The 23180-nt window shown below is 46.8% G+C and carries 22 protein-coding genes; 8 read left to right on the top strand and 14 right to left on the bottom strand.

Going from position 1 to position 23180, the window contains the following annotated elements; all coding sequences use genetic code 11:
- Positions 1-2: 2 nt before the first annotated feature.
- From SD450_RS02455 to gcvP, 5 genes are all read right to left on the bottom strand, one after another.
- Entirely contained in the window at positions 3-2993 is a 2991-nt protein-coding gene (locus SD450_RS02455) for a MopE-related protein (protein WP_318343047.1), read from the bottom strand.
- A 211-nt stretch (positions 2994-3204) separates the two neighbouring features.
- A complete protein-coding gene (locus SD450_RS02450; RefSeq protein ID WP_318343046.1) occupies positions 3205-4047 on the bottom strand; it encodes a glycosyltransferase family 2 protein in 843 nt (280 codons plus the stop codon).
- Between the two features lie 190 nt (positions 4048-4237).
- Positions 4238-4756 (bottom strand): methyltransferase domain-containing protein, encoded by a 519-nt coding sequence (locus tag SD450_RS02445; protein WP_318343045.1) that lies wholly within the window; start codon positions 4754-4756, stop codon positions 4238-4240.
- A 151-nt stretch (positions 4757-4907) separates the two neighbouring features.
- Entirely contained in the window at positions 4908-5966 is a 1059-nt protein-coding gene (locus tag SD450_RS02440; protein WP_318343044.1) for a 3-oxoacyl-ACP synthase III family protein, read from the bottom strand.
- Positions 5967-6130: 164 nt separating this feature from the next.
- Positions 6131-8980, bottom strand: a complete 2850-nt coding sequence (gcvP, locus tag SD450_RS02435; protein ID WP_318343043.1) for an aminomethyl-transferring glycine dehydrogenase — start codon at positions 8978-8980, stop codon at positions 6131-6133.
- Positions 8981-9106: 126 nt separating this feature from the next.
- Between gcvP and SD450_RS02430 the strand changes: the two genes are divergently transcribed.
- Complete coding sequence (locus tag SD450_RS02430) at positions 9107-9931, top strand: UbiA prenyltransferase family protein (protein ID WP_318343042.1); 825 nt, start codon at positions 9107-9109, stop codon at positions 9929-9931.
- Here the strand turns inward: SD450_RS02430 and SD450_RS02425 are convergent.
- The 6 genes from SD450_RS02425 to SD450_RS02400 all read right to left on the bottom strand — a co-directional run bounded on the left by SD450_RS02425 (position 9928) and on the right by SD450_RS02400 (position 14983).
- Positions 9928-10158, bottom strand: a complete 231-nt coding sequence (locus SD450_RS02425) for a hypothetical protein (protein WP_318343041.1) — start codon at positions 10156-10158, stop codon at positions 9928-9930. The genes SD450_RS02430 and SD450_RS02425 overlap by 4 nt on opposite strands.
- A gap of 2 nt (positions 10159-10160) precedes the next feature.
- Positions 10161-10715 carry a sigma-70 family RNA polymerase sigma factor gene (locus SD450_RS02420; RefSeq protein WP_318343040.1) on the bottom strand — a complete coding sequence of 185 codons (555 nt, stop codon included), beginning with the start codon at positions 10713-10715 and terminating at the stop codon, positions 10161-10163.
- Positions 10716-10824: 109 nt separating this feature from the next.
- On the bottom strand, positions 10825-12855 hold the full coding sequence (locus SD450_RS02415) for a M3 family metallopeptidase (RefSeq protein WP_318343039.1): 2031 nt from the start codon (positions 12853-12855) through the stop codon (positions 10825-10827).
- Complete coding sequence (locus SD450_RS02410) at positions 12852-13253, bottom strand: hypothetical protein (RefSeq protein ID WP_318343038.1); 402 nt, start codon at positions 13251-13253, stop codon at positions 12852-12854. Before SD450_RS02410 ends, SD450_RS02415 begins: the two co-directional genes overlap by 4 nt.
- Before the next feature lie 18 nt (positions 13254-13271).
- Positions 13272-13763, bottom strand: coding sequence for a 5-(carboxyamino)imidazole ribonucleotide mutase (gene purE / locus SD450_RS02405; protein WP_072881179.1), 492 nt, complete (start codon positions 13761-13763; stop codon positions 13272-13274).
- 62 nt (positions 13764-13825) lie between these two features.
- The gene (locus SD450_RS02400) at positions 13826-14983 is read right to left on the bottom strand and encodes a 5-(carboxyamino)imidazole ribonucleotide synthase (protein WP_318343037.1); all 1158 of its coding nucleotides are present in this window, start codon (positions 14981-14983) and stop codon (positions 13826-13828) included.
- 119 nt (positions 14984-15102) lie between these two features.
- Here SD450_RS02400 and SD450_RS02395 point away from each other — a divergent pair, with 119 nt between their 5' ends.
- The 6 genes from SD450_RS02395 (at position 15103) to SD450_RS02370 (ending at position 20113) form a co-directional block, all read left to right on the top strand.
- Positions 15103-16209, top strand: a complete 1107-nt coding sequence (locus SD450_RS02395) for an adenylate kinase (protein ID WP_318343036.1) — start codon at positions 15103-15105, stop codon at positions 16207-16209.
- Positions 16210-16253: 44 nt separating this feature from the next.
- Entirely contained in the window at positions 16254-17255 is a 1002-nt protein-coding gene (gene obgE / locus SD450_RS02390) for a GTPase ObgE (RefSeq protein WP_318343035.1), read from the top strand.
- Positions 17256-17320: 65 nt separating this feature from the next.
- On the top strand, positions 17321-17842 hold the full coding sequence (locus SD450_RS02385) for a DUF4136 domain-containing protein (protein ID WP_318343034.1): 522 nt from the start codon (positions 17321-17323) through the stop codon (positions 17840-17842).
- 221 nt (positions 17843-18063) lie between these two features.
- Positions 18064-18273: a hypothetical protein gene (locus SD450_RS02380; protein ID WP_318343033.1), complete on the top strand. Its 210-nt coding sequence runs from the start codon at positions 18064-18066 to the stop codon at positions 18271-18273.
- 59 nt (positions 18274-18332) lie between these two features.
- Positions 18333-19391: a sensor histidine kinase gene (locus SD450_RS02375; RefSeq protein ID WP_318343032.1), complete on the top strand. Its 1059-nt coding sequence runs from the start codon at positions 18333-18335 to the stop codon at positions 19389-19391.
- Positions 19388-20113 carry a LytR/AlgR family response regulator transcription factor gene (locus SD450_RS02370; protein ID WP_318343031.1) on the top strand — a complete coding sequence of 242 codons (726 nt, stop codon included), beginning with the start codon at positions 19388-19390 and terminating at the stop codon, positions 20111-20113. Before SD450_RS02375 ends, SD450_RS02370 begins: the two co-directional genes overlap by 4 nt.
- Before the next feature lie 36 nt (positions 20114-20149).
- Here the strand turns inward: SD450_RS02370 and SD450_RS02365 are convergent, their stop codons facing one another.
- From SD450_RS02365 to SD450_RS02355, 3 genes are all read right to left on the bottom strand, one after another.
- Positions 20150-20527, bottom strand: a complete 378-nt coding sequence (locus tag SD450_RS02365) for a DoxX family membrane protein (RefSeq protein WP_318343030.1) — start codon at positions 20525-20527, stop codon at positions 20150-20152.
- Positions 20528-20623: 96 nt separating this feature from the next.
- Complete coding sequence (locus SD450_RS02360; protein WP_318343029.1) at positions 20624-21409, bottom strand: SDR family oxidoreductase; 786 nt, start codon at positions 21407-21409, stop codon at positions 20624-20626.
- Between the two features lie 2 nt (positions 21410-21411).
- On the bottom strand, positions 21412-21723 hold the full coding sequence (locus SD450_RS02355) for a cupin domain-containing protein (RefSeq protein ID WP_318343028.1): 312 nt from the start codon (positions 21721-21723) through the stop codon (positions 21412-21414).
- Between the two features lie 96 nt (positions 21724-21819).
- Between SD450_RS02355 and SD450_RS02350 the strand changes: the two genes are divergently transcribed.
- A complete protein-coding gene (locus tag SD450_RS02350; RefSeq protein WP_318343027.1) occupies positions 21820-23178 on the top strand; it encodes a UDP-N-acetylmuramate--L-alanine ligase in 1359 nt (452 codons plus the stop codon).
- Positions 23179-23180: the final 2 nt, after the last annotated feature.

The raw sequence follows: 23180 nt of genomic DNA, 5'->3' as shown, positions 1-23180 counted from the left end.
TTTTACCTCAACACGATGATCTTTTTTCTGATGACCTCTCTGGAAGCGGGGTCTGTGTAGATCAATAGGTAAGTCCCACTGGAAAGGTGGTCAATATGGAGAGTGGTTTGGTTTTCTCCCCTTAGCACCAATCTACCATTGGCATCGAAAATTTTGACCAAGAAATCGGAAGTATGATCTCTTTTGATAAAGACTTGATCTCTTGCCGGGTTGGGATAAATGATTACCCCACTTTTAATTTCTGGCTCTGTGATAGGTGTGGGAGTTGTTTCCAATATCCCGTCGCAGTTTTCATCTACTTCATTGTCTGGTATTTCAGTTGCTAAGGGATTGATGCTAGGGTCACTGTCGTCACAATCGTCCGCATTGGCAAAACCGTCCTGGTCAAGGTCATCATCCAGGGTGGCGGGATTGCAGTCGTCATCGATGCCGTTGTACGGGATTTCCATGACACTTGGATTGATGTTTGGGTCGTTGTCATCACAATCGTCCGCATTGGCAAAACCGTCCTGGTCAAGGTCATCGTCCAGGGTCGCAGGATTACAGTCGTCGTCAATGCCGTTGTATGGAATCTCGGCGGTATTTGGATTGATGTTGGGGTCATTGTCATCACAATCGTCCGCATCGGAAAATCCGTCCTGGTCAAGGTCATCATCCAGGGTGGCGGGATTGCAGTCGTCATCGATGCCGTTGTACGGGATTTCCATGACACTTGGATTGATGTTTGGGTCGTTGTCATCACAATCGTCCGCATCGGCAAATCCGTCCTGGTCGAGGTCATTATCCAAGGTCGCGGGATCACAGTCATCGTCGATGCCGTTGTACGGGATTTCCACGGCACTTGGATTGATGTTTGGGTTGTTGTCATCACAATCGTCCGCATCGGCAAATCCGTCCTGGTCAAGGTCATCATCCAAGGTCGCGGGATCACAGTCGTCGTCAATGCCATTGTATGGAACCTCCGCTGCATTTGGGTTGATGTTGGCGTTGCTGTCATCACAATCGTCCGCATTGGCAAAACCATCTTGGTCAAGGTCGTCATCCAGGGTCGCGGGATTACAGTCGTCATCGATACCGTTGTATGGAATTTCTAGAACAGTTGGATTGATATTGGCATTGCTGTCATCACAATCGTCCGCATCGGCAAAGCCGTCCTGGTCAAGGTCATCATCCAGAGTGGCAGGATTGCAGTCTTCGTCAATGCCGTTGTACGGGATTTCCATGACACTTGGATTGATGTTCGGGTCGTTGTCTTCGCAATCGTCCGCATCGGCAAAGCCGTCCTGGTCAAGGTCATCATCCAAGGTGGCGGGATTGCAGTCGTCATCTATGCCGTTGTACGGGATTTCAGCTGCATTTGGGTTGATGTTGGCGTTACTGTCATCACAATCGTCCGCATCGGCAAAACCGTCCTGGTCAAGGTCATCATCCAGGGTGGCAGGATTACAATCGTCGTCAATGCCGTTGTATGGTATTTCAGCTACATTAGGGTTGATGTTCGGGTCGTTGTCGTCACAATCATCCACATTGGCAAAACCATCCTCGTCGAGGTCATCATCCAAGGTGGCGGGATCACAGTCGTCGTCGATGCCATTGTACGGGATTTCCATGGCACTGGGATTGATGTTTGGGTCGTTGTCATCACAGTCATCCACATTGGCAAAGCCATCCTGGTCCAGGTCATCGTCCAGAGTGGAAGGATCACAATCGTCATCAATGCCATTATAGGGAATCTCCGCTGCATTAGGGTTGATGTTCGGGTCGTTATCGTCACAATCGTCAGCATTGGCAAAGCCATCCTGGTCAAGGTCATCATCCAGAGTGGCAGGATTGCAGTCGTCATCGACACCGTTGTATGGTATCTCAGCTACATTAGGGTTGATGTTGGGATTGTCATCATCACAATCATCCGCATTGGCAAAGCCATCCTGGTCAAGGTCATCGTCCAAAGTGGCGGGATCACAGTCGTCGTCAATTCCGTTGTATGGAATCTCGGCGGCATTTGGGTTGATATTTGGGTCATTGTCGTCACATTCTTGATCGGAAGTAAATCCATCTTGGTCAAAATCTATAACGCCAATCCCATAATGCAAACTCAAATATTGGATGATGGATTGTGCCAAGGATTCCGCAAAGAGTGCTCTATCCGCTTGGTCAAAGCGAACATCTTGGTTGACTTCAATCTGGATACCATCAATTTCACCGGCATTTAATCGCGATCCATGTGTCCAAACATTGTAGCCGCCATTGTAATAGTCCTCGTTTACATTGGGGAATGGATCGAGAGTACTTGGCACTGTCGGATATCCTTTGTCATGCAGTAAGGTTCCAAAGCTTTTTGCCCCTTTCAACAGCTGTACATGTGTCAATCCGTCACTATTGTCATTGATCAAGGTTCGGATGCTGCTTCTGTTGATATAGGTATTGGTATTTAAAGATGCATCGGAAAGGCGGAGTTCCGCTCCGGTTAGGGTGTATCCGAGCTCGACCCTTTCAATATCATGTGAATGTCCGTGTAAATCCAAGAAAAGTCCCCTTCCAAACTCTTGAATAATCTTGCTCTTGGCAGATTCGATGTATGCATGGTAATTGTCAAAGGCTTCTTGAACTGTTTCATTATTATCATTGTTGTCCTCTGTTTTATTACGGTTCGCGTCAAATTTTTTTCGTGCCAATCGATTGATGACCACATACGGATAGAATCCTGTTTTATTGAAGTATGATTGGGCAATGGCCCTTCCCATCTCTTGAGTATGGGTGTCATTTCCATAGATGCACCCCATACAATTCCGATCGGGTATCTCGATCGGGTTTAGGTCCCCATCATGTGGAACGGAAATGATAATGGGATGGTTCCCGTGGATGTATTCCACATAATTGTTGCCATTAGGGAAATAACTTTGACCAGGCTGTTGCGCCGTGGCCCAAGTGGACAACAAGCCAAGGACAAGGGTATAAAACAGTGTCGAAGGGGAAAAGGGATATGTTTTCATTTGCATAACCGTTTTGCGGCCCTTTCCTGATGATCATATCAGGTACGGTTGCCATGGATACGGGTTATGCTACATCACAATAAAGATAGAAAACTTGAGTATTGGATAGGTGTTGAATTGATGGATGTCCCTTTTCAATTGACGGATTGATTTTTGCTGTGAAATTTGTAGGACAATCAATACGATAAGGGCTGTAAATACGTGTAAAACCTCATATTTTGGACCAAATCCCCTTCCAGCGGTACCCTCGGATAAACTTTCCCTCTTCCTTGGAAACATAAAAATCCTTTTGTTGGAAGTATGCTTTTAGGAATCCCAATACGGTTTGAAAATAAAGTCCAGGACTTTTGGCCTGCCATGCCATTTTGAGTGCTGCCACTTTGGTCAGAACAATACCGTAGCGCATTTTGTAGAGTGCTATCCCCTTGGCCTGATAGTTCTTGGAGCTGTATCCATGCCCGGTAGGGCGGAGGTGTTTGACCTTCAGGTCAGGAACGGTCTGTGTCTCAAAACCGTGGTACTTGGCCAAGAGGGTGTCCACAGTGTCCCAGCCCACGCCGGGCCGCAATCCTCCAATCTTATTGAAACAGGCTTTGTGATACAGTTTGATAGGCCCCCGGATATGGGTCTTGTCCGCAATGTTCTCATACACCCAATCTCTTCCTTTTTGGACAAAGAGCAAACCGGAACACATGCCCAGTTTCCAATTGGCCTGAAACAAGTTTACCATGCTTTCAAAATAATGGGGAGGTAGGATGATGTCCGCATCGAACTTTCCGATAAGGTCAAATTCAGCAGTGTGCTGCAGGCCAAAGTGGAAGGTGTCCACCACTTTCTTGCCGGGGATATGCTCATCTGCGGAGGTTCGTTGGAACACTTTGATCCATGGGTGTTTCAGGGCAAAGTCTTGGGCGATTGCAAAAGTGGCATCTGAAGAGTTGTCGTCCACCACGATCAACTCATCCGGCAAATGGGTCTGTCCCACAAAGGAATCCAGACAATCCCTTAAATAAATTGCTTCGTTGTGCGCTGGAATGACAATGCTGATCCACATGCGTTAAAATTCCAAAAAACAAACCATAAATCCCAATGAAGTTATTAGGTTATTTAGTTATTTGGTTCTTGTTTCATGTATCCAATGTCTTCAAATGATATGCCTGTCTGCCGAAGGCAGGAACTCCACGAATTTCCACAAACCTTTTTGCCATTGAACTTGAAACTTGAACCTGAGCTTGTCGATTAAATTATCTTTCCGCGTACACAATATAGTATCGATTGGTGAAATACCGCAGTAGTGGTCGGATTCCAATCTTTTTAGCGGGATTGGTCCATTTTGCCGAATCCTTTATGGTCCACCCGGCCTTTTCCAACAACCAATCGAATTGCCAGTCCTCAAATTCGTGGTAATGCCTGTCCCAAAGATCGGTCTTGCTCCGATAGGCAGGGGAGAACCAAAGTCGCATGGGGATGCTGGCCACCAATTTATTGGCCTTGATCTCTTTCAGCACATTGTAAGGTGCCACCATGTGTTCAAAGATTTCAAAGGCGGTCACCACACTGGCATCGGATCGGGAAATGGCTTCAAAATCCACATCCAGATCCTCACCTTTGGTGTTTTCCACTTGGTATCCGTTGGCCTTCATGATTTCTGAAAAGGGATTTTCGACCCCTAGGTCCAAAATGGATTCTGAGGTGCCAATATGCTTTTGCAAAAACGCCAAGGTGTGCTTGTAGCGTTTGTTGGGAAAGTTGTTCTCGTACATTCGCTAAAATTCCAAAAAACAAACCACAAATCCCAATTAAGTTATTGAGTTATTTGGTTATTGAGTTATTGGATTCTTGTTTTTTGAGTCCTGCATCTTTGTTGGAGACAAATTACACGACCCTTTTGAACTTGATCCTTGAACTTGCCGTTTACTGTCGATAAACAACTGCATTGACATTCATTCCTGCGCCAACGCTCGCAAAGATGACTACATCACCTTTTTGGAGTTCATGCTGGGGCAATTCGCCTTTCAACACTAGGTCGTATAACGTAGGGACAGTGGCCACGGAGCTGTTGCCCAGTTCGTGGATGCTCATGGGCATGATGTTTTCGGGAACATCCTTTCCGTAGATCTTGTAAAACCGTTTGATGATGGCCTCGTCCATTTTTTCATTGGCCTGGTGAATGAATATCTTTTTCACCGCATCGATGCCCACACCACTTTTGTCCAAACAGCTTGCCATGGCCTTGGGCACATGGATGCAGGCAAATTCGTAGATTTTTCGCCCTTGCATTTTAATATATCGGGTGTCCTTGCAGCCCTCGGCGCTATTGGTCTTGTCAAAATAGAGATAGTAGGCTTCTTCCTCGGCAAAAGTTTGGGTGGCATGGGAAAGGATTTCCCCGGAGGAGGGATTGGCTTCCAAAATGGTCGCCCCGGCCCCATCGGAAAAGATCATGCTATCACGATCGTGCGGGTCTATGACACGGGACAAGGTCTCCCCGCCGATCACCAAACATTTTTTGGCCATTCCACTTTTGATGAAAGCACTTGCCTGAACAACACCCTCGATCCAACCTGGGCAACCAAAAATAAGATCATAGGCCACACAGTTTGGATTTTTTATCCGTAACAGGTGCTTCACTCGTGTGGCTAAACTGGGCAAGGTGTCCCCTTGAATTTTCCCATAAGCAAGGTCACCAAAATTATGGGCGAAGATGATGTAATCCAGTTCTTCCTTGTCAATTCGGGCATGAGAGATGGCCTTTTCCGCGGCCAAGTAGCCCATATCGGAAGTCTTGAGTTCAGGTTTGGCGTAACGTCGCTCCGCTATTCCCGTGATGGACTTAAACTTTTCAATGATCACGGTGTTATCCTGACCAAAAGTGGTGCCATCGGTTTCCATAAAGTGGTGCTGTAAAAAATCGTCGTTTTTGGTGACAACGGTCGGAATGTAGCTGCCTGAGCCAGTAATGCCAATTTTCATATCGAGGTTGTTTGGTACTTAAAGGTAAGTTATTCAAAATTCATTGTTATGCATGCATAATAAATTGTACAATGCTCAACAAACCTTCCAATATCTCACAGAAAGAAAAAAGCCTTGACCAGTAATTTGTGCCAAGGCTTTTTATGTGGGTTTATAAGGATTTGCTATACTTCAGCGTAAGCTTCAATAGGTGCACAGGTGCATATCAAATTACGATCCCCAAACGCTTCATCCGTTCTTCGGATGCTGGGCCAAAACTTGTTTTCGGCCACATAGGGAAGCGGAAACGCGGCTTTCTGACGGCTATACGGGTGTTCCCAGACATCGTTGGTGATCATCCCTAACGTGTGTGGAGCATTTTTGAGTACATTGTTTGGTTCGTCCATATTCGCCTCATCAATTTCCTCCCGAATGGAAATCATCGCATTACAGAAACGGTCAAGTTCAGCAAGGCTTTCACTTTCGGTGGGTTCTATCATCAACGTTCCAGCTACAGGGAAAGATACGGTCGGGGCATGGAAGCCATAGTCTATCAAACGTTTGGCAATGTCCGTTACCTCAACTCCATTGGCCTTGAAAGGTCGGCAATCGATGATCATTTCGTGGGCTGCCCTTCCTCTTTCACCGGCGTAGAGCACATCAAATTTGCCTTTGAGGCGGTCTTTGATATAGTTGGCGTTCAGTATGGCCGCTTTTGTGGCATTCGTAAGTCCTTCGGCACCCAACATCTTGATGTAGCCGTAAGAGATCAAACAGACCAATGCACTTCCCCAAGGGGCCGCGGAAATGGCCGTGATGGCTTCTTTACCTCCCGTTTTGATCACAGGATTGGAGGGTAGGAACGGTTTCAATTGTTCGGCCACACAAATAGGTCCTACCCCTGGACCACCACCGCCATGAGGGATGGCAAAAGTCTTGTGCAGGTTGAGGTGGCAGACGTCCGCACCAATGGTGGCAGGGTTGGTCAACCCGACCTGTGCATTCATGTTGGCACCGTCCATATAGACTTGTCCCCCGTTGTCGTGGATCAATTGGGTAATCTGTTTGATGGACGATTCAAAAACACCATGCGTGGATGGATAGGTCACCATCAAAGCGGAAAGGTTTTCAGCATGCAACTGTACTTTTTCTTCGAGGTCGGCCACATCGATGTTCCCTTTTTCATCCGTTTTGGTCACCACCACTTTCATACCTGCCATAACAGCGGATGCTGGGTTGGTTCCATGTGCGGAAGCTGGGATCAAACAGATGTTGCGGTGTCCTTCGCCCTTGGATTCATGATAGGCACGAATGACCATCAGACCGGCATATTCGCCTTGTGCTCCTGAGTTGGGCTGAAGGGAAGTGGCCGAGAACCCGGTAATGACATTTAACTGGTCTTCCAACGATTTCAATACTTCTTGATAGCCCTGGGCCTGTTCCAAAGGAACAAAAGGGTGGATGTTTCCCCAATGTGGCCAGCTCAAGGGAAGCATTTCGGAAGCTGCGTTCAACTTCATGGTGCAGCTGCCCAAGGAGATCATGGAATGGTTGAGGGCAAGGTCCTTGCGTTCCAATCGTTTGATGTAGCGCATCAACTCGGTCTCGGAATGGTAGGAATTGAACACCTCATGCTCCAAAAATGGGGTCTTTCGTTGCAAGGCAGTTGGAATGACCTCTTCTTTGGCACCATTGGCTTCTTTTCTTTGGATGTTATGGGCTTCCAAGAAGCAGGAAACCAATACTTGCACATCTTGATCGGAAACGGCTTCGTTCAACGAAATGGAGACGGTTTCAGGGTCAATATAATTTAGGTTGATCCCTTTTCCTTCGGTAATCTCTTTTAGTTTTCCGATTTGTTTTACCTTGACCGATAGTGTGTCAAAATAAGCGGTATTGGTCTGCTGGAATCCATGGGATTCCAACGTGCTGGCCAATACTCTTGCGTGCTTGTGTACTTTATTGGCGATATATTTCAATCCTTCAGGGCCATGGTACACGGCATACATGCCGGCCATGACGGCCAACAAAACCTGTGCGGTACAGATGTTGGATGTGGCCTTGTCCCTTTTGATGTGCTGTTCCCTGGTCTGTAGCGCCATACGTAGGGCACGGTTGCCATCCGTATCCTTGGTCACGCCAATGATCCTACCGGGAATACTTCTTTTGTATTCTTCCTTCGTGGCAAAAAAGGCCGCGTGGGGACCTCCGTAGCCCAATGGAATTCCAAATCGCTGGGTAGTGCCCACCACTACGTCCACACCCCATTCACCGGGAGCTTTCAATAGGACAAGGCTTAGGATATCGGCGGCTACGGCCACTTTGATGTCGTTGGCCTTTGCTTTTTCCATAAAGGACCCATAATCATGTACTTGCCCATGCTTTCCGGGATATTGCAAGAGGACACCATAGTATTCGGAAGAAAAATCAAAGCTTTCATGGTTGCCGATCACCAATTCGATACCTAAAGGTATGGCACGGGTCTCGAGAAGGCTCACTGTTTGCGGGAGTACTTCCTCCGAAACAAAGAATTTGGCAGCGTTATCCTTTTTTTGTTGCCTACTGCGCAGTTCGAACAGCATGGTCATGGCCTCGGCTGCAGCAGTACTTTCATCCAAAAGGGATGCATTTGCGATTTCCATGCCCGTGAGGTCGCTCACCATGGTCTGGAAATTGAGCAGGGCCTCCAACCTTCCTTGGGCAATCTCAGCCTGATAAGGCGTATAGGCAGTGTACCATCCCGCATTTTCCAAAATGTTTCTTTTGATGGGGGAAGGAGTGAGCGATTCATGGTAGCCCAGGCCAATATAGGTCTTGAAGACCTTGTTCTTTTGGGCCAGCTCCTGCAAATGGTTCAGGAACTCGTGCTCACTGACCCCTTCGGGAAGGTCCAGTTGTTTTTTGAGTTTGATATCATCGGGAATGGTCTCGTAGATGAGCTGTTCCACACTGTCCACCCCGATTGTTTTAAGCATTTGGGGAAGGTCTTTTTCTGATATGCCGATATGTCTGGCGGCAAACACTTCTGTATTCATGTTCAATCCAATAAAGTGCACAAAATTAGGGATAAATTCAATGAAAATAGGCAATTTTGAAGGTGAGTGGGGCAAAGTTGTTAACCACTGATCAACTGTTTGGAAACGAAGGGAAAACCCGTGAAGATGAAGACCTTGAAGACCATTTTTGATTTTTATCTGGATGCCAGTATCCATGTGGCCTTGGCCGTATTGTCGTTGGCGGGTGTCACCTTTCATTTGTTGGGCATTTCTTCGGATATCGACCTGCTGGGGTTCATTTTTTTTGGTGTGATCGTCTGTTACAATTTCATCAAATATGGGGTGGAGGCCTACAAATATTTGATCGTTTCCAATGCCTATCACAAGATTATCCAAGTCTTCAGTTTTGTGTCGTTTGGCTTTGCACTGTATTTTTTGCTGCAACTGGATACCAAGATTTGGTGGGCCACGGTGATTTTGGGCCTATTGTCCACATTGTATGCCGTTCCTTTTTTGCCCAGCGCGAAAAACCTCAGGAGTCTGGGCGGTCTCAAAATCTATATTGTGGCCTTTGTGTGGGCCGGTTTCACGGTGCTTTTGCCTGTTTTGGATGCGCAAATGCCCATCAGTTGGGACTTTTGTGTGCTTTTCCTGCAACGGGTGTTGTTGGTGCTGGTGCTCATCATCCCTTTTGAGATCAGGGATATGCAATGGGACGACAAAGATCTTAAGACATTGCCTCAGGTGCTGGGGACAAAACAGACCCGAAATCTGGGGATTGTTCTGGCCGTCGTTTTTTTTCTCCTCACTTTTTTGAAGGATGGGGTCCATCAAGTTGAGGTCGTACTGAGATTGGCCCTCATGATAGTCATGATCTTTGTGCTTATCGCCAATGAAAAAATGAAATCCGGATACTTTGTATCGTTTTGGGTGGAGGCTATCCCAGTTTTCTGGTTTGTGATGTTCTGGTGGGTGGAGCGGTATTTTTAAAGTCTTTTTTCGAGGTCACGTTTCATGCATTCCTTGTCATGGTCAGATAGCATGGAAAGCCCCGCACGATCACAAAGGGAGGTCAACTTGGAGTTCTTTTTGGAATACGTTTTACAGGTCTTGCAATACCACAGATGGAACCGAAGCTTTACAATGTCCCAAAAGCTTGCCTCCTTGTATTGGGATTTGTTACAGATGTGTGATGCCTCTTCGCATGAAATCTTCATAGCTAAAACCAATTTTCGTTCAAACAACCCATAAGCGAGGTCCTTGCCCTATGGATCATTACCCACAAATTGGACGGATTAATGTCCAACTCATTACAAATATCTTCAGTTTCCATTCCTTGGATGGTCTTCATCTTGAAGACCTGTGCCTGCTTTTTGGGCAATTTGTCCAAACATTCCTGCAAGGCGAGTCCCAGCTCCTCGTTCTCCAATATATTGTCACCATCCCTGGTAAACGGGTCGGCCACTTGCTCTTCCAACCAATCCCCTTCGGATTCGGAATCCGCATTATAATTGATGCGTACTTCTGCCTTTCCTTTTTTTGAATTGCTCTTGCGGTAGTGGTCTATGACCTTTCGTTTCAATATGGAGACCAACCAAGTGCGCTCGGCGGCATCACCCTTGTAATTTTTGGAAGAATTGAGTCCGGCAAAAAAGGTTTCCTGCACCAAATCCTTGGCAATTTCTGCATCGCTGACCCTGGCTACGGCGTAGTTGAAAAGGTAATCTGCATAGAGATCTACCCAATTCTGCGGATGGAGTTCGTGCTTGCCCATAGTTTCGAAGTAGCAAAAATAGTGGTTTTTATGCTGCAAAGGATGGTCGGGGATAAGATGTGTCCCAATTTTCCCCCAAAACCACCGGACCGTTGCGCATCTACTGCATTTAGCTGGCTTTTTTGATGAGTCCGGCCCTTACCAAGAGTGCATCAATGTTGGGTTCCGCTCCCCTGAAACGTTTGTAGAGTTCCATCGGGTTCTCCGTACCTCCTTTGGAGAGCACATTTTCCTTGAACTTATCGGCGACCGTTTTGCTGAAAATACCATTCTCCTTGAAATGGGCAAAAGCATCCGCATCCAGCACCTCGGCCCATTTGTAACTGTAGTATCCCGAGGAATAACCTCCTTGGAAAATATGGGAAAACGATGTGCTCATACAGGTTTGAGGGGTATCGGGGAACAAGTCCGTACTTTCAAACGCCTTGGCCTCGTATGCCTTAACATCTTTGATGTTTGATGGATTGTTGCCGTGCCATGCCATGTCCAAAAAGCCAAAGCTCAATTGGCGCACCGTGGCCATTCCTTCCTGAAAGGTAGCGGATTCCTTTATTTTTTCCACCAATTCCATGGGGATCAACTCCCCGGTCTCATAATGAAAGGCAAAAAGTTCCAGGGCCTCTTTCTCGTAACACCAATTTTCCATGATCTGACTGGGCAGTTCCACAAAATCCCAATAGACCGAAGTGCCCGAAAGGCTAGGGTAGGTGGTGTTGGCCAACATGCCGTGTAGCCCGTGTCCGAATTCGTGGAAAAGTGTGGTCACCTCATTGAAAGTGAGCAGCGAGGGTTTGGATTTGGTCGGTTTGGTGAAATTGCAGACGTTGGAAATGTGCGGCCTGTTGTTTTTTCCGTTCAACGTGTACTGGGATTTGAACGAGGTCATCCAAGCTCCACCACGCTTTCCGGGTCTGGGATGGAAATCGGCGTAGAAGAGTGAAATGAAGTTGTTTTTGTCGTCATACACTTCAAACGTCTTCACATCCGGGTGGTATTTTTCTACGGTCTGTACCTCGTTGAACCTAAGTCCGAAGAGTTTTTCGGCCACTTTAAAGACGCCGTTGATCACATTTTCCAGTTTGAAATAAGGTTTCAGCTTCTCATCATCCAAATTGAACAACTTTTGCTTCAACTTTTCGGAATAGAAGGAGCTGTCCCATTTTTCCAATCGGTCGATTTGGTCCAGTTCCTTGGCAAATGCCTCCAGTTCCCCAAACTCCCTTTCTGCGGCCGGTTTTGCCTTTTCGAGCAGCTCGTTAAGAAAATCCATTACTTTTTCAGGGGTCTCTGCCATACGCTCCTCCAGAACGAAATGGGCATGGGTGGCATAGCCCAGAAGGTTGGCACGTTCGTGGCGCAATGAAACTATGTTTAGGATATTTTCCTGGTTGTCCAGCTCATCACCATGAAAGCCCTTACTGCCAAACGCTATGGAAAGTTCCTTGCGCAACTCCCTATTCTCTGCATATTTCATGAAGGGGATATAGCTGGGGTAATCCAACGTGATCAGCCAGCCATCTTTTCCTTTGGATTCGGCCAACTGTGCAGCGGCTTCTTTTTCACCTTCAGGCAGACCTTTGAGGTCTTTCTCATCGGTAAGGTGCATTTCGTACTTGTTGGTCTCGGCCAAAACATTTTCCCCGAACTTCAATTTCAGTCTGGAAAGATCGGCGTCGATTTCCCGTAATCGCTTTTTATCCGAATCGTTCAAGTTGGCCCCGTTCCTGCTAAAGCTTTTGTATTTCTTTTCCAAAAGGGTTTGCTGCTCAGGAGTGAGTTCCAAAACATCTCTCTGCTCATAGACCGCCTTGATGCGTTCAAAAAGGCCTTGGTTCAAGGTGATGTCATTGCTGAAGTCGGACAATAGGGGAGACACTTCTTGGGCTATCTTTTGGATCTCCTCATTGGTCTCCGCGGAATTCAGATTGAAAAACACACTGGAAATACGGTCCAACTGCTGCCCTGCAAAATCCAAGGCCTCCAAGGTATTTTGAAAAGTGGGGGTATCCGGGTTTTCCACGATGTCGTCAATCTCCTTTTTGGCAGCATCAATGGCCTGAAGAAAAGCCGGTTTGAAGTGTTCGTTCTTTATTTTGGAAAAGGGAGCTTGGTCAAAAGGCTCCAATAGTGGGTTGTTCATCCTAATTTTTTCTGTTCTTTATTTTTCAAATTTGTTACTGCCCAATCACTGATCAAGTAGGCGAATCCGATCATGGAAGAAAATACGGCCATGGTCAATGGGGCATATATTCTGATGTTTGCACCATAGGTCTTCCTGTTCATGGCCTCTATGGCTTTATCTGAATATTCGTCAAGATCTACAAAACCGTTTCCGTTCAAATCATATGTGCTGGCATATTCGGAAATAAACTGCCAACGTATTTCAATGAAAATCAAGAGGGCCACATAGAGGGTAAACACTAATAGGGCGCTTTTCCAAATACCTTTTATATATGGATTGCGTATTTTCTTCATAGTGAAGCCCAAAAAGGCAATAGCGCAAATCCCGAGCAATATTCCTATTTGGTTATAGCCCATAATCAATCAAGGTATGTATTAGCCTCTTTTCTGCACCTCTTCCGCTCCTTTGATGACTTTTTCCTTCAGTCCTTCCTTGTAGGATTGGATCTTGTTCAGGATCTCCGCATCGGAACTGCCAATGATCTGTGCGGCCAAGATGCCTGCATTCTTGGCGCCGTTCAACGCTACGGTGGCAACAGGCACCCCGCCGGGCATCTGGAGAATGGAGAGGACGGAATCCCAGCCATCTATGGAGTTGCTGCTCTTTACGGGCACGCCTATCACGGGCAATGGGGACAATGAAGCTACCATTCCGGGCAAGTGGGCGGCCCCTCCGGCCCCGGCAATGATCACCGAATATCCGTTCGTGTGGGCGTTTTTGCCAAAATCGAACAATTTTTCGGGGGTACGGTGCGCGGAAACAATGTCCACGTCAACGGTAATCCCAAATTCTTTCAATATATCGATGGCGTCTTGCATAACGGGAAGGTCGCTGGTGCTTCCCATGATCACGGCTACTTTTTTCATAAAATTTCAATCTTTAAATCCCAATTGCCAAACCTGAACCTGATGCTTGGACTTGACACTTTTTATTTTACTGTGACTACCTTGATGGTTTCCTTTACTTCTTGGGCCACTTTTCGGGCCCTGGTCATATCCTCGTCCACAATGGTGACGTGTCCCATTTTCCGGAAGGGTCTTGTCTCTCTTTTTCCATAAATGTGCGGGGTCACGCCCTCCATTTCCAAAATGTCGGCCATATTTTCATAGACCACATCGCCCGTATGTCCTTCGGCTCCTACCAGGTTGACCATGATACCGGCCACCTTGCTGTCGGTTTTTCCCAAGGGAAGCCCCAAAATGGCACGGATGTGTTGTTCAAACTGGTTGGTATAGCTTGCTTCAATGCTGTAGTGTCCGCTGTTGTGCGGTCTTGGCGCCACTTCGTTCACCAAGATCTCATCGTCCTGGGTCTGGAACATTTCCACGGCAAGTAGGCCAATGTGTTTCATCTGTTCCGAAACCTTCAGTGCAATTTCCTGCGCCTTTTGGGCAACGGCCGCATCGATTCGGGCGGGACAGATCACATATTCCACCTGGTTGGCCTCGGGGTGGAATTCCATCTCCACCACAGGGTAGGTCTTCACCTCACCTTTGGGGCTCCTTGCCACGATAACGGCCAATTCGTTTTTGAAACCGATCATTTGTTCCGCAATGCACTCCACATTGGGCAGGCCTTGCAGGTCTTCCATCTTCCTGACCACCTTCACGCCCTGGCCATCGTAGCCAAACTGGGCACTTTTCCATACAAAGGGCAGTTGAAGGCCTCCGTTATATATGCTGTCCTCGATTTCCGAAGTATAGGCAAAACGGGTAAACGGTGCCGTAGGGATGCCATGGTCCGTATAAAAAAGCTTCTGTGTGGCCTTGTTCTGTATGGTCCGAAGGGTTTTGGTAGGCGGGTACACCTTGATGCCTTCATGTTCCAGTTTTTCAAGGGCGTCCACATTTACGTTCTCGATCTCGATGGTGAGCACGTCCACGTCCTTCCCAAAGTGGTAAACGGCGTCAAAATCCATCAGATCGCCCAGTACAAATTCGTTGCAGGCTATTTTGCAGGGGGCTTCGGGCGAGGCATCCATCACCTTTGTGCGAATGTCCCATTTGCGGGTCTCGTAGAGCATCATTTTGCCCAACTGTCCTCCTCCCAAGATGCCCAGTTTAAAATCGGATGAAAAAAATTGCATTGATCAGCGAATTGGAATGAAAGCAAAAATACATGAATTCCTTGAAGGGATAAAAGATAGGTGGACATACCACCCCAAAAATACTATCTTTGCCAACCTGACTTAATAATTGCAGAACATTGATCAAGCTTCACGACAAGTTTTTTAAACCCTATTTGAAGGAAGAGGAGATTCTTGCCGCCATAAAAAAGATGGCCGATGAAATTGCCAAGGATTACAAGGATGAGACGCCTCTCTTTGTGGGTGTGCTGAACGGGGCCTTTATGTTCGTGTCCGATTTTTTGAAGGCCTACCAGAATCCCTGTGAGGTTTCCTTTGTGCGGCTGAGTTCCTACCATGGGTTGACTTCCACGGGAATTGTGGAAACCTTACTGGACGCGCCGGAAGATATGGAGGGCAAGAGCGTGATTATTTTGGAGGATGTGGTGGATACGGGCCGTACCCTGAAACAGTTGGTGCACCTGTTTTCCCATACCAATGTGAAGGAATTTAAGATAGCGGCCCTTTTTTACAAGGCCGAAATATATAATGGTGAGTATGCCATCGACTATGTGGGTCTGGAGATCCCCGACAATTTTATCGTGGGGTATGGATTGGATTACAATGAGTTGGGCAGAAATCTTAGGGAAGTTTACCAATTAAATGAATCAGATATGATCAACCTAGTGCTTTTTGGAAAGCCAGGAGCTGGAAAAGGGACCCAAGCAGGGTTCTTGAAGGAAAAGTATAACCTGAAACATATCTCCACAGGGGATGTGTTTCGCTACAACATTAAAAATGGCACCGATCTGGGCAAATTGGCCAAATCCTTTATCGATAAGGGCGATTTGGTACCGGACGAGGTAACGATAGACATGCTGAAGGACGAGGTGGAGAAAAGCCCGGACGCAGCAGGATTCATTTTTGATGGTTTTCCACGCACGGCCGCCCAAGCCGAGGCACTGGACAACTTTTTGGAGTCCAAGAACATGAAGGTGAACGCTACCATTGCCCTCGAGGCCGATGATGACGTATTGGTGGCACGATTACTGGAACGCGGCAAGAGCAGTGGTCGTTCCGATGATCAGGATGAGGACAAAATCCGTAACCGCTTTGACGAATACAACGAGAAAACGGCCCCGTTAAAGGCCTACTACGAAAAACAGGGGAAATTCCATTCCGTGAACGGGATAGGCAACATCGACGACATTACAGAGCGACTGAGCAAGATAATCGATACCTTGTAATAAAGGAGAAGCAGTTTTAAGGCTGCTATAAAAATACCAAGAAGATGACCGAGGGGAATTTTGTGGATTATGTGAAAGTGTTTGTCTCCTCCGGAAACGGGGGCAAGGGCTCTGCGCATTTGCACCGCGAAAAGTATGTGGCCAAGGGAGGTCCCGATGGAGGTGATGGGGGCCGAGGCGGACATGTCATCATAAAGGGTAACAAAAACCTATGGACCTTGGTCCATTTCAAGTTCAAAAAGCATTTTAAGGCCGAACACGGGGAGCACGGCAGTAAAAACCGGAGCACCGGGGCCGATGGGTCCGACGTGTATCTGGAAGTGCCGTTGGGCACTGTGGTCAGGGATACGGAGACCAACGAGGTGCTTTTCGAGATTACCGAGGACCAAGAGGAAAAAATTGTCCTGGAAGGGGGGATGGGAGGCCGTGGCAACTGGCATTTCAAGAGTCCCACCAACCAGACACCGCGCTATGCGCAACCGGGCATTCCCGGGCAAGAGGCCAAGATTACCTTGGAACTCAAAGTACTGGCCGATGTTGGCCTGGTCGGTTTTCCCAATGCAGGAAAATCGACACTGCTTTCGGTGATGACTTCGGCAAAACCTAAGATCGCCGATTATGAGTTCACCACCCTCAAGCCCAATTTGGGTATTGTGGAGTACAGGGACTTTAGGAGCTTTGTGATGGCGGACATCCCCGGAATCATTGAAGGGGCAGCCGAAGGCAAGGGGCTGGGGCACTATTTCTTGCGCCATATCGAGCGGAATGCCACCCTGCTTTTCCTGATCCCTGCGGATAGCAAGGACATCAGTCAGGAATATGCCATTCTTTTGGACGAATTGCGAAGGTACAATCCAGAGCTGTTGGACAAAAACCGATTGGTGGCCATTTCCAAATGTGATATGCTGGACGCTGAACTCATCGAAGAAATGAAGGAGGACATGAAGGAAGATTTCAAGGATGTTCCCTATCTCTTCATCTCATCGGTAAGTGGTTTGGGCATACAGGAACTCAAGGATAAGCTTTGGGTGTTTTTGAACGAATAAAGCTTTCACTTCTGCACTCATAATCAATATATTGATTATTTTTAAGGAATCCAGAAACGACCGTTATGCGCAATACTTTGATCGTGGTTTTCAGCTTGTTGTTGGCGTCCTGTTCTTCAGTTCGAGTGAATTATGACTACGACAAGGAAGTCGATTTCTCCAGTTACACCACCTATAATTATTTCCCTGAAATGAATTCTGGGTTGAGCCAGTTGGATGAAAAGCGGCTCGTCCGCATTTTGGATTCCACCCTTCAATCGCGGGGATATCGCTTGGCCGAGGAACCCGAAATCTTTGTCAATATAATGAGCAACGAGTTCCAAGCGGCCCCGAACAATTCCGTGGGCGTAGGTCTTGGTGGGGGCGGAAGAAATGTGGGTGGGGGCATATCCGTGGGACTGCCCTTGGGAAGCCCAAGCGTCCAGCGTAGCATTCAGTTCGATTTTGTGGATGCCCAAAGGGATGCCCTGTTCTGGCAGGCCACTGCGGAAAGCGGGTATCGGGAAAATGCATCGCCCAGTGAAAGGGAGCACAGGCTCGAAGTATTGGTGAAAAAGGTGTTTTCCAAATTCCCCCCGAAAAATTAGCACAGTTTTTCCACAGCTTTTTTGAAGGATGTCTGAGTGTCATTACCGTTCAGGTGATCCATATGACCATTGGTCATAAACCCATTTGGTACAAGGTCCCCATCCACTACTTTAGCCTTGCGTAACATAAAAAGCAAACCATCATGATAGCACTGGCAAAATTGATCATCACCCTTTTGGTTAGCATTCTTCTTTAGATCAACAGTTAAAAATTCAATCCAATGAAAAAATTCAACACATCCCAAAAAGTGGTCATGGCCATGGGAATTCTAGGAGGAATCACTGGTATATATGGCAGGTTCAATGGTTGGGAGTATGGGGATTATTTTCCATTCTTCTATACTGGCATGACCATGGTCTGGATCGTCTTTTTGCCTTCCAGCAAATCATGTTGTGGGCTTTTCAAAAGAAAAAGGGCACAGGAATCCTAGGGACATTGGTCAATTTTCAAGAAAACAATGGATTATATTTGGCAGCATAGCCAAGTGATATGGAATTAAGCAAAAAAAGAAGAAACCAGATTTTTTGGATCCTGCAGTTTTTGGGTTGGGGTTTCATCAATTCCATAGCGGCCTTCGTGCCGAAGGGTATCAGTGTGGAATTGACCATTTATTCGGTGGTAGTCGGAACTTTCATTGGGATTCTCCCCACTTCCATATTGAGAGGGTATCTCAAACGGAATGTGCATTTTGATGCTTTTGGCGCAAAGGATGTGGTGCGGATTCTTGTTTCATTGGCATTGACGGCCTTGGTATTTGGGCTGCTCAACATTTTTTTTGGATTCCTATATGCCAAATTTGGACCGCCACTCACCGAGAATGAGATCTACATGTTCAAGAGCTATGACAATTTCTGGATCCAAGTGATGAACTCACTCTTCTTGGTCGGTGCATGGGTAGTCACCTATTTGGTCATTACTTTATTGCTCAAGCTCAATCAGGACAGGATAGAACGCTTGGAACTCAACACGAATTTGAAACAGGCGCAACTGAACACTTTGAAGGGGCAGATCAACCCCCACTTTATGTTCAACAGTTTGAACAATATCCGTGGTTTGATGTTGGAAGATGTGGAAAAATCTAGGGAAATGCTCACAAAGCTTTCGGAGATCTTGCGGTACTCATTGACCAAGAACAACATCAACGATATTGCGGTGAGGGAAGAACTGGAAGTGGTGGACAATTACATCGACCTCTCCAAGATACAGTTTGAGGACAGGTTGGAATTTGTAAAAGAAGTGGATGCCGACACCCTCGACCTCAGGATCCCACCCATGGTGATCCAATTGCTGGTGGAGAACGCTGCCAAGCACGGAATCGCCAATCTGAAAAACGGGGGCAGGATCCTTTTGAAAATTGTCCGAAAAGAAGATCATTTGCTCATAGAGGTAAGGAACACGGGACAACTGAACATATCCAAGGATTCCACGCAATTGGGACTGAAAAACATAAAACAACGACTGAAATTGTTGTATGCCGACCGTGCATCGTTTAAATTGGAGGAAGTGGCCAATGAGGTCGTGGCCCAAATAACCATTCCACTCACATGAATATCCGGGCAGTCATAGTAGAAGATTCCAGATTGGCACGCAATGAGCTCAAAGAGCTCTTGAAAAAATATGATGACATAACGCTGGTTGGGGAAGCGGAGAACGTGGATGAAGGGTATGGGTTGATACAGTCCGAAAATCCAGACCTCTTGTTCCTGGACATCAATATGCCGGAGAAAGATGGTTTTGAGCTTCTTGAGATGTTGGATGAGGTGCCCATGACCATTTTTACCACGGCCTTTGATGAGTATGCCATCAAATCGTTTGAATACAATGCCCTCGACTATCTGCTCAAACCCGTGAACGAAAAGCGCTTTGCCATGGCACTGGAAAAAGTAAGGGCCAAGATGGAAACCTCGAAACGAGACAGTGACAAGACAAAAAAACTGACGGAGGGCAGCCAGATATTCATCAAGGATGGCGAGTCTTGCTGGTTGGTAAAGATCGGGGACATTTCGTTGTTCGAGATTGTCGGCAATTACACCAGGGTGTTTTTTGACGATAAGAAACCGTTGCTGTACAAATCGCTCAACCAAGTGGAGGAAAAACTTCCAGAGGATACTTTTTTTAGGGCCAACCGGCAACAGATCGTCAACACCAACTACATCGAAAACGTGGTGCCTTGGTTCAATGGCAAGTTAAAACTTACCCTAAGGAACGGGGAAGAGGTGGAAGTGTCCCGTCGGCAATCTTATATTTTTAAAGACCGGATGAGTTTATAAAAAAAGCCTTCAGGTCTGAAGGCTTTTCTTTTGGAGTTATGCGCGCAACAAATCTTTGTACCGGTCTTTGTATCCGACCAATACAACAATGTTCAATATCAAAAGACCCAAGGCAGGACCAATGCCCTCAGGAGCCAATGTAGCGTGGAACATAACGGCATTTACAGATACGCTCATCAAGATCAACGACATGAGGGCACCATACTTGTTGAGTATCAAGGCAAGTCCCGCCAATACCTCAACAATGCCCACCAAGCTTATGGTGTGTGTGGAAGAGATTGCACCGAAATAGTTCATGACAGGTTCGGGCATTTCACCGCCAGCAGGTATAAAATTTAAGAACTTGTTGAGCCCAAATACTAGGATTAGGAGTCCTAAAAGTATGCGGACCACCAAAAAAACTTTTGAATTCATAGAGTTGGATTTTAGGGTTTATCCAATAAATGTATTCAAAAAATAAACATATGTTAATTTTTTTGGTATATATTTTTATTTATAATAAAAAAATGATTATAGAGATTTCAATAATCCTCCATCAATGGGGATGTTGATCCCGGTAATGAAAGCAGCTTGGTCCGAAGCTAGAAAAGTGACCAAAAAACCATATTCTTCGGGTTTGCCTATCCGCTTCATAGGAACTTGTTCTTCCATATTGGAGCGTACTTCATCGGATGATATGCCGAGGGCTTCTGCTTTTTTTGTGTTGAGTTGGGCAATGCGGTCCGTGTCAAAATAACCCGTCAAGGTGCTGTTTATGGTGATTCCGTCCTTGGCCACATCATAGGCCAGACTTTTGGCCCAGGTCACCACGGCCGCCCTGATGGAATTGGAGAGCGCCAAATAGTTCAGTGGTTCCTTCACCGAAATGGATGCCACGTTGATGATCCTTCCCCATTTCTTCTGTTGCATGTGTTTCAATGCAAGTTCTGTGGTAAAAACCACGGATTTGAACAACAGGTCAAAAGCCTCTTGGTAGTCCCCGACCTTCTTTTCCAAGGCGCCACCTGCCTGTGGACCTTGGGTGTTGTTCACCAAAATATCGATGGTATGGTGATTGAAAAATGTAGAAATACGGGCCTTGAACGCTTCAAAGTTGGAGAAATCGACCACTAGATAGTGATGTTGCTGCCCTTGGGAGGTGTCCATTTCCCTTACGATGGCCTTCATGCGTTCCTCGCTCCGTGCCATAAGCGTTACACTGGCCCCACTGGATGCCAATTGTCTGGCTATGGCCTCGCCGATTCCTTTGCTGCTCCCGCCCACGAGGGCAGTTTTTCCTTTGAGTGAAATGTTCATGGCTATCTGTATTCTTCGCGAACGGGACTAAAAATGTCCATCAATTTACAAGCTGTGATGGCTTTTCCACTATGTGGCGCATGGGAAGGGATGATTACCACATCCCCAGGGCCATATGTGTCTGTTTTTCCGTCAAGGGTAAATTCAAAAGTTCCTTCCACCACGTGCATGATCTGTTCGTGCATGTGGCTATGTTCAGGCACAACGGCGTCTTTTTCCACCTCCCAGAATGCCCAGCTCATCTGCTCCCCATGGACCAATTTTCCGTGGTAGCCCGGCATGATTTCCTTTGATTGTAGTTCAGATAGGTTCATCGTGACAAATTTTTTGGCAAGATATAAATTAATAAGATGGTTTCTTTGTTTGCATTGGTAGGTCCAATGGCTATTTTTGGACCATAAACCGTATTGATGCACATACACTTTATAGCCATCGGGGGCAGTGCCATGCACAATCTTGCCCTAGCATTGCAGGAACAGGGACATGGAATAACAGGGAGTGACGATGTCATTTTTGAACCGTCCAGGAGCAGGTTGCAGGCCAATGGCCTGTTGCCGGAAGAGTTTGGTTGGTTCCCTGAAAAAATTCATGGCGGTCTGGATGCCGTGATCTTGGGCATGCATGCCAAGGCCGACAACCCAGAACTGTTGAAGGCCCAAGAGCTGGGATTGAAAATCTTTTCCTATCCTGAATTTCTCTACGAACATTCCAAACACAAAACCAGGGTGGTCATTGGTGGGAGCCATGGCAAGACCACCATTACCTCCATGATCCTGCATGTGATTCGCTATCATGACATTGAGGTGGACTATATGGTGGGGGCCCAGCTGGATGGCTTTGATAAAATGGTGCACCTTACCGAGGAAAACGATTTTATGGTCTTGGAGGGGGACGAATACCTTTCATCACCAACGGACAGAAGGCCCAAGTTCCATTTGTATAGGCCCAACATTGCCCTTTTGAGCGGCATTGCATGGGACCATATCAACGTTTTCCCCACTTTTGAAAACTACGTGGAACAGTTCCGCATTTTTGTGGACAGCATTGTAAAGGGAGGGAGCATCACCTACAATTCGGAAAATCCCGAAGTAAGCAAAATAGTGGAGACCACGGAAAATCCCATACGAAAGTTCCCGTACAGCACGCCTTCGTACCGAGTAGAAGACGGGAAAACCCTACTGGATACGCCAGATGGCGAAATGCCGCTTGAAATTTTTGGAAGACATAATTTGGGCAATTTGGCAGGCGCCAAATGGATCTGCCAGCAAATGGGGGTGGACGAAATGGATTTTTATGAGGCCATGGCCACCTTTAAAGGTGCGGCCAAACGTTTGGAAAAATTGGTGGAAGGAAAAGATAGGGTAGCCTTTAAGGACTTTGCCCACGCGCCGAGCAAGGTCAGTGCCACCACAAAAGCGGTGAAGGAGCAATATCCCCAACACCGGCTGATCGCCTGTTTGGAACTGCACACCTACAGCAGTTTGAACCCCGAATTCCTGAAACAATACCGAGGGGCTTTGGATGCCGCTGACACTGCAGTGGTCTTTTATTCCCCGGAATCGGTAAAGGTGAAAGGGCTGCAGGAAGTGACCAAAGAACAGATCATGGAGGCCCTGAATCGGATGGATGCCCAAATTTTCACGGATTCCTTCGCCTTTCAGGACTACCTGTTCGCCCAGAATTTTAAGGATACCACATTATTGTTCATGAGCTCCGGGAACTATGGCGGCATCGATTTTGAAAAATTCGGGACTATCTTTTTGAAATAGGC

It is taken from the genome of Flagellimonas baculiformis (genome assembly GCF_033441575.1).
Taxonomy (GTDB): Bacteria; Bacteroidota; Bacteroidia; order Flavobacteriales; family Flavobacteriaceae; genus Flagellimonas; species Flagellimonas baculiformis.
The sequence above is the reverse complement of the archived record's forward strand: the minus strand, read 5'-3'. Positions and strand labels throughout refer to the sequence as shown.

Excerpts from the sequence above, each read along its gene's own strand:
- SD450_RS02445 (WP_318343045.1), bottom strand. The coding sequence starts at position 4,756 with ATGTACGAGAACAACTTTCCCAACAAACGCTACAAGCACACCTTGGCG.
- gcvP (WP_318343043.1), bottom strand. The coding sequence starts at position 8,980 with ATGAATACAGAAGTGTTTGCCGCCAGACATATCGGCATATCAGAAAAA.
- SD450_RS02430 (WP_318343042.1), top strand. The coding sequence starts at position 9,107 with ATGAAGACCTTGAAGACCATTTTTGATTTTTATCTGGATGCCAGTATC.
- SD450_RS02355 (WP_318343028.1), bottom strand. The coding sequence starts at position 21,723 with ATGAACCTATCTGAACTACAATCAAAGGAAATCATGCCGGGCTACCAC.
- SD450_RS02375 (WP_318343032.1), top strand. The coding sequence starts at position 18,333 with ATGGAATTAAGCAAAAAAAGAAGAAACCAGATTTTTTGGATCCTGCAG.
- SD450_RS02350 (WP_318343027.1), top strand. The coding sequence starts at position 21,820 with ATGCACATACACTTTATAGCCATCGGGGGCAGTGCCATGCACAATCTT.
- SD450_RS02415 (WP_318343039.1), bottom strand. The coding sequence starts at position 12,855 with ATGAACAACCCACTATTGGAGCCTTTTGACCAAGCTCCCTTTTCCAAA.
- SD450_RS02370 (WP_318343031.1), top strand. The coding sequence starts at position 19,388 with ATGAATATCCGGGCAGTCATAGTAGAAGATTCCAGATTGGCACGCAAT.
- SD450_RS02440 (WP_318343044.1), bottom strand. The coding sequence starts at position 5,966 with ATGAAAATTGGCATTACTGGCTCAGGCAGCTACATTCCGACCGTTGTC.
- SD450_RS02365 (WP_318343030.1), bottom strand. The coding sequence starts at position 20,527 with ATGAATTCAAAAGTTTTTTTGGTGGTCCGCATACTTTTAGGACTCCTA.
- SD450_RS02450 (WP_318343046.1), bottom strand. The coding sequence starts at position 4,047 with ATGTGGATCAGCATTGTCATTCCAGCGCACAACGAAGCAATTTATTTA.
- SD450_RS02410 (WP_318343038.1), bottom strand. The coding sequence starts at position 13,253 with ATGGGCTATAACCAAATAGGAATATTGCTCGGGATTTGCGCTATTGCC.
- SD450_RS02425 (WP_318343041.1), bottom strand. The coding sequence starts at position 10,158 with ATGAAGATTTCATGCGAAGAGGCATCACACATCTGTAACAAATCCCAA.
- purE (WP_072881179.1), bottom strand. The coding sequence starts at position 13,763 with ATGAAAAAAGTAGCCGTGATCATGGGAAGCACCAGCGACCTTCCCGTT.
- SD450_RS02385 (WP_318343034.1), top strand. The coding sequence starts at position 17,321 with ATGCGCAATACTTTGATCGTGGTTTTCAGCTTGTTGTTGGCGTCCTGT.
- SD450_RS02420 (WP_318343040.1), bottom strand. The coding sequence starts at position 10,715 with ATGGGCAAGCACGAACTCCATCCGCAGAATTGGGTAGATCTCTATGCA.
- SD450_RS02455 (WP_318343047.1), bottom strand. The coding sequence starts at position 2,993 with ATGAAAACATATCCCTTTTCCCCTTCGACACTGTTTTATACCCTTGTC.
- SD450_RS02380 (WP_318343033.1), top strand. The coding sequence starts at position 18,064 with ATGAAAAAATTCAACACATCCCAAAAAGTGGTCATGGCCATGGGAATT.
- obgE (WP_318343035.1), top strand. The coding sequence starts at position 16,254 with ATGACCGAGGGGAATTTTGTGGATTATGTGAAAGTGTTTGTCTCCTCC.
- SD450_RS02360 (WP_318343029.1), bottom strand. The coding sequence starts at position 21,409 with ATGAACATTTCACTCAAAGGAAAAACTGCCCTCGTGGGCGGGAGCAGC.
- SD450_RS02400 (WP_318343037.1), bottom strand. The coding sequence starts at position 14,983 with ATGCAATTTTTTTCATCCGATTTTAAACTGGGCATCTTGGGAGGAGGA.